The sequence below is a fragment of the Spirosoma sp. KCTC 42546 genome (assembly GCF_006965485.1).
In the GTDB taxonomy this organism is placed as follows: Bacteria; Bacteroidota; Bacteroidia; order Cytophagales; family Spirosomataceae; genus Spirosoma.
In genome coordinates, this window is sequence record NZ_CP041360.1 from 843,309 (window position 1) to 855,877 (window position 12,569).

9 protein-coding genes are annotated in these 12,569 nt (G+C 43.3%); 4 read left to right on the top strand and 5 right to left on the bottom strand.

Annotated elements, in window-relative coordinates:
* Nucleotides 1-320: 320 nt before the first annotated feature.
* The 3 genes from EXU85_RS03540 to EXU85_RS03550 all read left to right on the top strand — a co-directional run bounded on the left by EXU85_RS03540 (nucleotide 321) and on the right by EXU85_RS03550 (nucleotide 4,538).
* Nucleotides 321-2,297 carry a sialate O-acetylesterase gene (locus EXU85_RS03540; RefSeq protein WP_142770749.1) on the top strand — a complete coding sequence of 659 codons (1,977 nt, stop codon included), beginning with the start codon at nucleotides 321-323 and terminating at the stop codon, nucleotides 2,295-2,297.
* A gap of 336 nt (nucleotides 2,298-2,633) precedes the next feature.
* A complete protein-coding gene (locus EXU85_RS03545) occupies nucleotides 2,634-3,545 on the top strand; it encodes a hypothetical protein (protein WP_142770750.1) in 912 nt (303 codons plus the stop codon).
* A gap of 84 nt (nucleotides 3,546-3,629) precedes the next feature.
* Nucleotides 3,630-4,538, top strand: coding sequence for a hypothetical protein (locus tag EXU85_RS03550; protein WP_142770751.1), 909 nt, complete (start codon nucleotides 3,630-3,632; stop codon nucleotides 4,536-4,538).
* Between the two features lie 36 nt (nucleotides 4,539-4,574).
* On the opposite strand, the gene EXU85_RS03555 is transcribed toward EXU85_RS03550, so the two are convergent.
* The 4 genes from EXU85_RS03555 to EXU85_RS03570 form a co-directional block, all read right to left on the bottom strand.
* Complete coding sequence (locus EXU85_RS03555) at nucleotides 4,575-6,593, bottom strand: M13 family metallopeptidase (protein ID WP_142770752.1); 2,019 nt, start codon at nucleotides 6,591-6,593, stop codon at nucleotides 4,575-4,577.
* A 306-nt stretch (nucleotides 6,594-6,899) separates the two neighbouring features.
* Nucleotides 6,900-8,771, bottom strand: coding sequence for an NACHT domain-containing NTPase (locus EXU85_RS03560; protein ID WP_142770753.1), 1,872 nt, complete (start codon nucleotides 8,769-8,771; stop codon nucleotides 6,900-6,902).
* Between the two features lie 100 nt (nucleotides 8,772-8,871).
* On the bottom strand, nucleotides 8,872-9,825 hold the full coding sequence (locus EXU85_RS03565; protein WP_142770754.1) for a transposase: 954 nt from the start codon (nucleotides 9,823-9,825) through the stop codon (nucleotides 8,872-8,874).
* Between the two features lie 19 nt (nucleotides 9,826-9,844).
* Nucleotides 9,845-10,198, bottom strand: a complete 354-nt coding sequence (locus EXU85_RS03570) for a transposase family protein (protein WP_142770755.1) — start codon at nucleotides 10,196-10,198, stop codon at nucleotides 9,845-9,847.
* Nucleotides 10,199-10,564: 366 nt separating this feature from the next.
* Between EXU85_RS03570 and EXU85_RS03575 the strand changes: the two genes are divergently transcribed.
* Entirely contained in the window at nucleotides 10,565-11,920 is a 1,356-nt protein-coding gene (locus EXU85_RS03575; protein ID WP_142776600.1) for a site-specific integrase, read from the top strand.
* A gap of 286 nt (nucleotides 11,921-12,206) precedes the next feature.
* On the opposite strand, the gene EXU85_RS03580 is transcribed toward EXU85_RS03575, so the two are convergent.
* On the bottom strand, nucleotides 12,207-12,569 hold the full coding sequence (locus EXU85_RS03580; protein WP_246859605.1) for a transposase: 363 nt from the start codon (nucleotides 12,567-12,569) through the stop codon (nucleotides 12,207-12,209).

Here is a 12,569-nt window from a genome sequence, read left to right on the forward strand (position 1 = left end):
TTTATCAACACTAATCTATAGCTGTGGTATATCATTGCCATGCGGCTTATAATTATTTGTAAAAATTAATATATGATCAACTTTTGTAATTACCTTTGAAGTATAGTTGTTCTGGTGGGTAAGCTCCAGGAGCTATTTTGAGGTATTACTAATCAACAACCACAGTTTACTTTTTAAACAGTTTCGCAGGACTGCCTGTGCGGTAAAAAACTGCCGGGCTGCGGGAGCGGATGAGTTTACAGGTTATTGTAGACTCAGTCATTTTTCTACGATAAATCAATCGAAGACTCAATGATAAGACCGCTTCTACTTTACACATTATGATTCATACAATTTATCGGGCTTTTTTTTTGTGTGCACTGCCCTATCTGCTCCAGGCGCAGTTTATCATTAACTCTCCTAAGACCCGTTCAGTCATTCAACGCGATGGCGCCAATCGTGCCCAACTCATTATCGCCGGTACTGCTCCCAATTCATCCTCTACTATCGAAGCGCGCCTGATACCAATGGTGGTAGGGCAAGGTACTCCTAGCGACTGGACGACCGTAGCCACCGTCACTGGTGATCACACATTTAGAGGCACACTGGCCGCCCTGGGCGGCTGGTATCGGGTTGAGATACGCGCCAAAGCAGCAACTGCGATTATTGCCGATACGGCTGTCAATCGTATCGGTGTAGGCGAGGTATTTGTCATTGCGGGCCAATCTAATGCCCAGGGCGGTATCGAGAAAAATGTCCCACCGGCCATTGATGACCGGGTATCCTGCATCGACTTATTTCAATATAACTCGATTGACACCCAGGCCTTCCCCTTCATGTTCAGTCATGTCAGTGCAGGAGCCAGCATTGGCCCATCGAATTCGCCCTACCTCTGGGGTATTTTGGGCGATAGTCTGACCAAACGGCTCAATGTACCGATTCTGTTTCTGGGGGCCGCTCAGGGCGGCAGTAATAGTACTGAGTGGGCAATCAGTGCTGCGGCAACGCCAGCTACTCTCCCCTATCAGCGCATCAGTGCCACGCTCTTATCCTACATTAATCGACTGGGTATGAGGGCCATCTTGTGGCATCAGGGTGAAAGCGACGGCGGGGTGGCTGAACAGGCGTACGTCAACAACCTCAACTCGATCATCAGTAAAAGTCGTCAGCAACTGAATCATAGTCGCCTGGCCTGGCTGATATCACGGGCTAGTTACATATCGGGCCAAACAAATAGCCAGGTAATTGCTGCCCAGAACCGCTTAAGTAGGGAGGTATCAGATGTATACGCTGGTCCAGCAACTGATGGGCTGATTGGTCCCGATAACCGCGTCGATGACATCCATTTTGGTGGAAATGGTCTTTGGCGCGTGGCCAATTTATGGAATCAGAGTCTGACAGATCTGTTTTTTAGTCAGTCAATTCCGTTCATCCCTACAACCTCTACCATCGGGACCGATGCGGGCTGGCAACCTGTTACAACAGGCAGTCCGTTTAGCAGTCTCCAGCGGGTAGGTTATCGCTATGAGTCGTCGTCGCGCGGTTTTTTTCTGTTAGTCGGCTCAAGCGGACCAGTTGAGGGGCGGTTAGAACGGCTGGATAGTGGTGAGTTCACGGACACATCCTGGTCTACGCTTACCCCCACGGCTAGTTCAAGCTCTAACAATCCGGGTTTCAGTGATTATGCGTCTTTACGTGGTTATCCGTCCAGTATATCGCCGGGCCGCTATAGGCTATCAGTACGCCAGGTTGGGGATACGGGCCCAGGTTATCAACTCGAGACGGTCTTACACGATTATCGTAATACTCTATTCATCGGTAATGAGCCCGTTATCCAACAGACTGGCCCAGTAGTCAGCTCCGATTTAACCATCAATCTGGACTTACCGCAGGCTAACTTCGCAACCGCAGGCAATGTGGATAATTTCGTGGTGAATGTCTTTGAGGTAGCTGGCCTACCCACTTCTTCGGGCAATGTCCGGGTCAACATTACCGTCCCTGTTGGTTATAGCCTCTCTTTTGCCTCCAGTCTGACCAATATCAACGTATCCGGCGGAGCATATAACCCGGTAGCGGTGGATAATTCACAGTGGACAGCAACACCTTTGGTGGCGGATCGGCAGTTAACCCTGACGATGAACGCAGGAACCTTTATCCCTGGTAATGGCAAGTCGAGTTTAGGTTTTAGCATCATCCGGACAACGGCTAACCCTGGCAGTGCGGCTAACATCACGGTCAACGTAGCGGATGACCCGACCAAGAGTTATGATAGCAACCTGTCCAACAATGTGTATGTCCGCGTCATCAGTGGATTATAACGGAGGGATAATGTTGTCTTTGTGAGTTGTTTTAGTCATTAATGTTCAGGGCTCTGACTTGGGACTGTCGTTTTTTAGTGACCTATTTTGGGGATTGTCTTCTAAGCTGTGCGATTGCGCCAATATAGCAGCAATACATACGGTAGATTTTAACGCTGGCTTCTCTTGAGGCCAGCGTTTTTTTATAGCAAAACAGTACCATCGTGATTTATAGGATTGATATTGGAAGCAGCCTAGTTGCCATTCCCTAAGTTCCAATCACCGTTAAATCAAAGGACGAGCCTTTGTATTGGACAGAGGTTTAATTTACTGTGCTCTTTTAAGCTGCTCAACCCCATGAACCAATCTATTTTTATCCTCATTAGCCTGCTCATACGAGTTTCAGCAACTCAGGCACAACCGACTGTTGGATTAAATACGGTCAACCGTTCCGTCGAATCCACAGTAGCGGAGAAAGCTCCCTACACCAGTAAGGCCACCGAGGCCCCCTTTTACATAAAGGCTTATGGGTTTTACAGCCTGCTGACACCAGGGACAGAAATCAATTATAGTGGGTCACAAAGCCAAATCAGTTCACCCACCACCTACAAGCCAATCAATACGCATCTGGGGGCTGGCCCGCGCGCTGGTATCGGAGTTGGAGTCATCGTCAGTGACTTCATTAACGTTGGAATTGATGCCGATGTTCTGATTGGAACAGCGCTGAAGGTTGACAACAATGTTTTCGTTGGCAGTGGCAGTACCTATAGCTTCTATGCCATTTCCACCAATACAACACTAAGGGTCTTGTCTATTATACCCAACATCACCTTTAAGGCCCTCTCGCGGCCAGCCTATTACATTTACAATCGACTCGGTCTGGTGGGAGGGCTCGTACTGGATTACAAGACGACTAGTAATGTTCTTGAAACGCCTACTAAAGGAGCAGTCACTACGTCTGTAGGCAACACTACGTACACAAAAAATTCCCTGGCGTTGGGGTATCAGGCCGCCCTGGGGATTCAGTTTCGGTTGAGTCAATCTATCCGGGGGTTTGCCGAAGTGGTGGCGTACAATCAATCGTTCAAACCCAGGGAGGTTCAAAATACCACGACCAGTACAAAGAGTGGAGTCGCGACCCTACAGAATTCCACTACCGAATTCAAAGATCAGGGCGACTATAATAAATCCAACCCCTACGAACAACCAAGCTATAATGTAGCAATCAATAGTGTGGGCATAGGGGCAGGTCTGGTAGTCCGGTTTTAGTTGCAGACCAATTAGTCATGCCAACATAATCTCAAAGCTCGTAATAGACTGTAAATCTCAGATAAACCGTCAACGCTTCTACTCATGAATCGATTCGTCATGCTCCTCATCGGCTTGCTCATGTGCACTGCAATGGTGCAAGCCCAGTCTACCCTTGCATCAAATACCCTACACCCGGTGGACAAAACGGCTGCACCAGAAACTGCTCCACGCAAGACTAAAGCCAGCGAGTCTCCCTTTTATGTTAAGCTGTATGGATCGTATGGCTTATTAACGCCGGGAGTACAGATCAACTACAGCGAGACACAAAGTGCGACTGGTATTGCTTTTCCATTCAAAACAACGAATAAAGGATTGGGCGCTGGTCCACGCGCCGGTATCGGAGTTGGCCTGATCGCGAGCGAATTCATCAATGTGGGCGTTGATGCCGATATCCTGTTTGGAACAGCAGTAACAATTACGAATAGTTATAACGATGGTTCTTTTACGTACACAAACTCGTCGAGCACAACGCTGAAGGTTTTATCCATTACGCCCAACATCACCTTCAAAGCTCTCTCGCGGCCAGCCTATTACATCTATAACCGACTTGGCCTGGTGGGAGGGCTCGTGCTCGATTATAAGACGGTCGACAACGCGCTTAACCAGCCAAACAGAGGAGTTGCTAGTTCATTTGAAACCACTGCAACGTACACAAAAAACTCCCTGGCATTGGGGTATCAGGCCGCCCTGGGGATTCAGTTTCGGCTGAGTCAGGCCATCCGGGGGTTTGCCGAAGTAGTGGCGTACAATCAATCATTCAAGCCAAAAAGACTTGAAGTTGTCAGTTCCAACGTAATTGCGGGAAAACCCACTAACGGTGTTGTCGTTACGGAATACACGGATGAGGGCAGCATAGTAAATTCGACCACTTCCCAACCGAATCAAGCCTTGAGCTTTAACGTAGCCATGAACAGTGTGGGTGTCGGGGTAGGTCTGGTAGTCCGGTTTTAATTGCTCCTTACGCTGCCCTGCAACCTAGGTTGAACCTTACCAAACGGTTATCCTTGCCGTTTCTGGTTTATATAGTTTATCACCCGGTTGCACATTAAATGCTTTGTAAAAAGGCGTGAAGTTCATCAGCGGTCCGTTTACGCGCCACTTGGCCGGTGAATGCGGATTGGTGTTTACGTACATGCGCATAAACTCATCCTTTGTTTTTACGCGCCATATTCTTGCTATTGAGATGAAAAAACGCTGATCAGGTGTAAAGCCATCCAGTTTTGTCGTGTCTTTACCTTGGTCCGTCAATTTAAAGGCATCATAAGCAATAGCGACACCAGCAATGTCGGCGGTGTTTTCACCCACCGTTAAGGCCCCTTTTACATGCATCGAATCGAGTACGGTAAACGAGTTGTACTGGTCAATTACCTGTTGGGTCTTCGCTTTAAATTTATCATAATCCGATTTTTTCCACCAGTTGGTCACATTGCCGACTTTATCATACTGGGCTCCCTGATCGTCGAACGAGTGCGTTATTTCGTGACCAATCACCATACCGATGCCCCCATAATTAAGTGCATCATCGGCATATAAGTTAAAATAAGGGGATTGTAAGATGCCAGCCGGGAAAACAATCTCATTGAGCGGAGGATTGTTGTACGCTGTTACCGTTGGTGGCGTCGTGAACCATTCCGTTCTGTCGACCGGCTTTCCTACTTTAGCCAGGCTGTAGAGGTAGTCATTTTTATTCGCCGACAACCGGTTTTCAAAATAAGCATCTCGTTTCACGTCCACTTTTGAGTAATCTCGCCATCTATCCGGATAACCGATTTTTTCCGTGAAGGCGAACAGTTTTTCTTTAGCCTTTGCTTTGGTGGAATCGCTCATCCAATCCAGCTTGTTGATGCGGGCTTCAAAGGCTTTTTCCAGGTTGTCGACCAGAACGGCCATGCGCTTCTTGGCATCTTCCGGAAAATATTTTTTCACATACAACTGGGCCAGTGCCTGTCCGAGCGAGCCATCGACAGCTTGCGTCATTTCTTCGGCACGTGTTTTCTTAACCGCTTGTCCGGTCAGAATTTTTGTGTAGGCAAACGACGCATCAACAAACGGTTGGCTTAAGAATTTCGAATAGTTGGTCAGCGCATTGGCTTTTAAATAGACTTTCCAATCGTTGATGGGGACCGATTTTACGAGTGTATTCAGCTTGTCATAATAAGCAGGTTGGCCGACGTTAACTGAATCGGCCTTTACGCCCAAGTCGTTCAACAACGTTGTCCAGCGTAGGTTAGCATGTTTCTTTGACAGCGCAGCAACCGCCAGTTTGTTGTAGTTCGCCTTTACATTTCGGAGTTCGATATTTGTTCGATGTGCGTTGGCTAACTGTTTTTCAATATCATAGGTCACTGTGGCGTTTTTCTGGGCGGCAGCGGCATCGGTGCCGGTCAATTCAAACAAGCGGGTGAGGTATGTTTTGTAGGCTTTTTGAATAGCGAGTGTCGACGAATCGGTCTTGAAATAATAATCTCGTTCCGGCAAGCCAATACCCGCCTGATAAAACTGCGCAATATTGACCGTACTGTGTTTGTCATCGGGACCTACCGAAAAACCAATGATGGAACCATCACCTGATTTTTGTTCGTCAGCCACCAGCTTCAGCAGTAAAGCTATATCGGTCACAGCATCGATTCGGGCGAGCACGGGCTTGATGGGTTCATAACCGCGTTTGTTAATTGCGGTTGTGTCCATTCCTGACGCATAAAAATCGCCTACCTTTTGTTCGATGCTTCCCGCCGGATGAGTGCTTCCCGAAATGCTGTCCAGAATCGCCTGTAGCCGTATCCGCTGCGGGAAATTCATAAAGGAGTATGAACCCACACCTGTTTGACTAGGTGGTATCTGGGCAGTATCGTACCAAATTCCGTTGGCGTACATAAAAAAGTCATCGCCGGGTTTTTTGGTCGTGTCGATTCCCGTTAGAACTACGCGGTTTGTATCCGTATCAGAAACATGCTTACAAGCGCCTGCCAGCAACAGCGCCAGAGCGAAAAATAGTAGTCTTTTCATGGTTTACAGTTTATTGGTATTAGGCAATGTACACCAATATTCTTGTCAAGATTAAAAAAGCATCGATCTAAATTGAGTAGCAAGGGTTGAGCAGTAAAACTAGTTTCAAGATCATTTTTGACTAGTGAGCTTCAACTGGCTTATATATGACTTTATTCCTGGACTAGTCAGATATATAGCGTTTAGGCTTTTGGGAAATTTTGAGCAAGCTTTGGAGCAGCTATTCTGTCGTGATAGCCAAACCCATTTACATTATTTAAGTACAAAATATACACACATATATTTTTGTACTTAAATAACACGGTTTTAAATAAAGTTAGTTATGTCTAATTCGACAGCTTCAATATCTTTTAAATATGATTTACAAGATTTTAGTTGAGAAGTTAAAATGCCTACGACTTTGTTTACTTCCGAATCTATCTCATGCTTTACATTTTGACTTATCCAGTCAAAACTTAAATTTGAATCTTTATTGTCATACACATGGGAAATTAAAGGCATTGTATCAACTTTTCGAATACTACTAAACTCTTGAGTTGGAATTACTTTTTCACTCTTTAGTATTGCGAATAAATTCCCTATAAACTCTTCAATAAGCATATAATATTTGAAGGGTGGATGTACATAGCCAATAACTTCCCACTCGTCATTATCTATTATCTCTTTACTGTTACTTACAACTAAGCCAGAAGTAAAAATATTTAACACCGCTTTTAGTTGTGCATTTACACCTCTTCTTTTTAATTTAGATATTAAATCTTTGATTATAGGGATTTCTATATATTTTACATAATTATATTTGTCTAACTCTTTGCATAAAGACATGAAATTTTGAATATCCGATCCGTATGTATGAGCTGTGCTATTTTTCTTGTACTCTAACCTAACACGTATTTTAGCATAAATGGCCTCTTTGTTGGAACTTGTACTTTCAATGCAAGATGCTGCAAAATATTCTTGCATTGATCTATGAGCGAACGAAAGTATACCACTATCCTCGACCCATATTCCTATGGCAGTTTTTAAATCATCAACTACCTTATTCAGATCAAAATTTGGGAAATTTTTATTTTTATCTATGGCGATCTTTTTGGCAATACCTAATTTTTGCTTTGCATAACCTCTGTCAAATGAATATTGGCTATCAAAAAAAGTTATTAAGGAGAAAGCCTTAAGAAGTTCTTCAAATTGCTCTTGATGTAAAGTTGAAGAAAATTCCCTTTCGAAGCCGATTTTACTAGCTGAATCATGCTCTCTATATAATACCTCAAAAACTCGTCTATAGAATATAGATTTGCTATCGGGAACACTTGAATTAGTTGAATAAGTTACAATATATAATGTTAGTAATAAGGGATTAGTTAAGTAAGAGTTTATATAATTATTTTTTGCTATTGCTAGAGATTGTTTTATTTTATCTGCAAGATTTTGCTTAATCTTTTGCAAATCAATAAATTTTCCAATATCATCCTCAGATAAGTCTTGCATATAATAATTATGAAATTTGGGTAGCATTTCTAGATTACTATATGGCCTTGTAGTGATTAAATATCTATTCTTGTCATATTTTTCTACAAAGCTGTTTATTGAGGTGATTACTTTATTCTTATGTTTAGCTTGCACTTCGTCATACCCATCAAGTAGAAATACAAAATTTCCAGCATTTAACAGCCTATTTAGAATTTCATTGTTTTGAGCTAGTTTTAAATTTATAATTTTCTCCTTAATGAAATGTTGTAAATCATTAGAACATTCATTTAAGTCTCTAAGTTGAATTAGTATTGGAATACCAAACTTCTCTTTTATGCAGTTTAAAAATAAATGCTTTATTAAAGTACTTTTACCGCTACCAGCATCGCCTGTTACTGTTACAAATCGAGTATTCCAAAAGACGCGATTTACAGATTGGGTATCTACTATAGCTTCATGCGATTTGTTATGTTCTCTTTTTTTGAGTTTTGCAGGAAAATAAATTTCATAGAAAGGCACAGGCTCATGTCTATGTAGAATAGTCTTTATGAGTCTAAAATCAACTTCATATTTATAAAGATATTCTGATAGAGCATCACTAAACAATTGCTTTGCTTCATCTTTAATGCCTCCTAGAAAGCTACTGGAAGTTTGGTATACCTCTTTAATTATCGCTGGGGCGGCAGACTTTAAAAGCGTTGCTTCCATTTCTTATTTATTATATTTTTATTTAAATCTAAGCTCTAATATTGAATATCCTACAGCGATTTTAATTGGATCAAGGTCAAAAGTTGTGGAGCATCTTAGATTAAGCATATAACTGAGTGAGCCGATATAAGAAGAACTCCACATTGCTAACCCCTCTAAACTGAGCCCGAAACGCCTTGATCTTGGCATTAAAGGACTCCGCTGAGGCATTGGTGCTGCGGTTATCAAAGTAGTTCAGGATGGTTTCATAGTGGTTCTGGATCGAACGAGCCACCGTGTTGAAGGCCTTGAAACCCGCTTGGCGTACTTTTTCGTGCCATTTGGCCAACCGCCCTAAGCCGTAGAGTTTGTCGGTGGTGGCCTCAAAGATGTGACTCAGGGCCTGACTTAACTCATAAGCAGCCTTCAACTCTGGATAACGCTCAAACAGCAAAGCAGCCCGCTCTCGCTGGCTTTCTGTCCAGTCAGGCGCCTTTTTATAAAGCACATAGCGGCTGCGAGCCAGCAATTGTTTCACTGTATCCCCATTGGTAAGTAACTCTGGTTGATAGTCGATCTGGTTAAACGTAGCCTGCTCAAGAGCCTCATTTTCAGCCTCCAAGGCTTGCCAGCGGTACTCAACTCGCATAGTCTGGACGGCCTCCAGAGCCAGTTGTTGCACATGGAAACGGTCGGTCACTTGGATAGCCTTAGGGAAACATTTTTTAGCGATTAGGGCCATATTGCCTGCCATATCCAGGGTAATTTCCTTTACCTTTTTGCGCTGGTTTTCAGATAACTTACGCAATATCTCAATCACCGTCTCGGCTTTAGTACCCGCCACAATGGCTACGATACTGCCCTTGCCTCCTCTAGCGGCTTTATTGGTCAGAATCGTATAGAGTTCCCCTTGTGAAAGACTCGTTTCATCTAGCGACAAATGCGTACCCAGGTTTTGGGGATAAAGCAACCAGTCTTTGGCATGTTGCTTTTGTTGCCAATTGGCAAATCCACTCTGATAATCACGGTATTGGCGTAATAGAATTTTGCCACCAACCCCATAAAAGCCGCCAATGGAGTTGATATTAGTCGGGTTAGTATCGACTGATTTGTTTTAAAAAAGCGGGAAACTCACCGGTCATCCGCGTTCCATCTGCTACCTGAGTCCAGTCTCGATAGACGACTTTGCCGGTTTGGGTATTGAGCCAGCGACGGCGTTTGATATGCAGGAATACCTGGTGGCCCCGGATGGGAAAGTCCTGGACGGTGATAGTGGGGAAAAAGCCTTTGGAGAGCAGATTCTTCCGTTGAGGGTCCGTCTCATCGGCATTTTTCTCTTCGATATGAACATGAAAGACTCCCTCAGGGTGGTCGATGGAGGTCAATTCAAAATTTTGTAGGATGAACTCAGGCAACAGAAACTGAACGATGGGCAAGAAACTCTCCAAAACAACTAGATTTGATTAATTCACAAACCTAAAAAAATACAATGCCCTCCACAACTTTTGGAACTGATCCTTTTAATTGAATTAAAATTAACTTACAGTATAACCAACAATAAAAAAGCAAAAACCCCTCAGAAATCATTTCTGAGGGGTTTTTGTGATTTGTGTGGGAGTTGACGGGTTCGAACCGCCGACCCTCTGCTTGTAAGGCAGAGGTAATTATATTTCGAATAGTTCTGGCTTTACACTTTAAAGCCTATATATCAGAATTTTAAGACTCTTTTTTTCTGGTTAGTATTGGTTATTTCTGGTTGTTATGGTAGATTTGTTTCAACCAACGTTTCAACTAACTCGTTGGTTGAAACAAAAATGGCAGGCACTCGAACAACAGACCATAAAGAAGGGAAAGCTACTGTCAAAGTAGTTTATTATACACATAAAACACTCGCTGATGGATCTCATCCATTTGTGGTCCGTATTACTAAGAACAGAAAGAATCGTTGGATTTCAACCGGACTGAGTTTGCAGCCCAAATATTGGAACGAGCAGAAAAAGGAGATACGTCGTAGTTATCCTGAACCAGATCGATCGAAGCTGCTAAAAAAGCTAGCAGAGTGGCAGGATAAATATGAGAAGGTTGTTGAAATAGTGGCTGATACGGATGAGCAATACGATGTTAAATCGATAGCTGCGAAAGCTGTGGAAAGTCGCAAACAAACACGTAAGGTAACCTTGTTAGCTTATATTGATTCGATCGTTGAGGGTATGGTAAAAGCTAACCAAACTGGAAACGGCATCGTTTATCGGGATCTACGCAATCAGTTATATAAATTCATTGTAGACGAATATGATGCCTCTGATGTGTCCTTCGATAAGATTACAGTGAAATTCTGTTATGAATGGGAAAACACCTTACGCATTACAGGGTCGACAGAAAATACATTAAGTAATCGCTTTAGGACACTGCGTGCTGTATTAAACCGGGCTATAGCCAATGGCTATGCAAAGGCGGATAATTATCCTTTTGCGCGTAATGTGGCAGAAAAACATAAGTTTAGTGTAGGCAAGTTTGATACGTCAACGCAGAAACGGGCTATTAGTCGAGACCATATACGTAAAATTGAAGCTTATCAACCAGTTGGAAGCGCTACTGGTCCATACGCTCAGCTGAAAAATGCTGCTGAGATTGAACGGCTCCAACGGGCTAAAGATATTTTCCTATTCTCGTTTTACTTAGCTGGGATAAATTTTGTTGACTTAGCGAAGCTCCGCTGGCGAGATATTCAGATTGATGATACTGAAAACCAACGCATTAATTACGTTCGACAAAAAACCGGAGGGAAATTTTCTCTGAAGCTTTTAGAACCAGCAATAGCTATAATTGAGTGTTACAGAGCAGAAACGTATAGTGGAGCAGATAGCTATATTTTCCCTATCCTCAATGATCAAATACATACTACGGTTGTTAAAATCAACAACCGTATTCACAAGGTATTGGGGCAAACGAATACAGACTTAAAAACTATTGGCAAGACTATTGGGTTGGGAATCCCATTGACGACTTATGTAGCCCGTCATTCATTTGCCATGGCTCTTATTCGAGCTGGGGCTGGCAAATCAGTCGTTGGGCAAGCTTTTCAACATGGAGCTGAGTCAACTACGAATGTGTATGTGAATAGTTTTGAAAATAGCGATGTTGATAGGGCTATGGATTCGTTGCTATAAAGAATATTACCAACCTATTGTTTTCTAATTGATCTTGATACTTTTCATTCAAAATGGCTATCTGTTTGGCCACATGATTTAGTAATGACTCTGGAGAAAGTAATTGTGTGCTACTACCCAGCCGTATAATTTCGGCTATGAATTCATAGTTGAGGGTAAGTTTATATTGAAGCGTTACATCAGTTTTATTGACCAAGTGTATTTGCTTTGTTTGATGAATCTGGAGTCTATTAGTGCTGGAGATGACTTCCTCCCAGTAAACTGGCTCTTACGCACTTTGTGTGGTTCAGGACCGATAAAGAGCTCGTTGTCGTAATAAGTCCAGCTTGGCCCGCCTATACATTTGCCGCTTAATAAGCTTGATGCGGGTCACTTGTCCCTCGGTTTGGTCATTGCTCCATTCCATTGCCAAGGCCGCTCGTACAGCAGCATAGTCCTGTTGAAGTAGCAACCCAAACTGTCGCAACAACGCAGCCGAAGAGTTCTGATAACGAACCAACCAATCGTCTAATGCCTTCACTTGATGCCTACGAACCATAACGGCAAACTCCTTAGCTAATTCATAAACTTGGTTAATAGTAGGACCTTGATAGACATGAATCAGAAGTTGGTGATCAATCTCTTCTAAAAGGGAGCCAGGGCGCACCAT

Bases quoted from the DNA above. Each gene is read 5' to 3' on its own strand.
- EXU85_RS03580 (WP_246859605.1), bottom strand. From the start codon at position 12,569: ATGGTGCGCCCTGGCTCCCTTTTAGAAGAGATTGATCACCAACTTCTG.
- EXU85_RS03545 (WP_142770750.1), top strand. From the start codon at position 2,634: ATGAACCAATCTATTTTTATCCTCATTAGCCTGCTCATACGAGTTTCA.
- EXU85_RS03555 (WP_142770752.1), bottom strand. From the start codon at position 6,593: ATGAAAAGACTACTATTTTTCGCTCTGGCGCTGTTGCTGGCAGGCGCT.
- EXU85_RS03550 (WP_142770751.1), top strand. From the start codon at position 3,630: ATGAATCGATTCGTCATGCTCCTCATCGGCTTGCTCATGTGCACTGCA.
- EXU85_RS03540 (WP_142770749.1), top strand. From the start codon at position 321: ATGATTCATACAATTTATCGGGCTTTTTTTTTGTGTGCACTGCCCTAT.
- EXU85_RS03560 (WP_142770753.1), bottom strand. From the start codon at position 8,771: ATGGAAGCAACGCTTTTAAAGTCTGCCGCCCCAGCGATAATTAAAGAG.
- EXU85_RS03575 (WP_142776600.1), top strand. From the start codon at position 10,565: ATGGCAGGCACTCGAACAACAGACCATAAAGAAGGGAAAGCTACTGTC.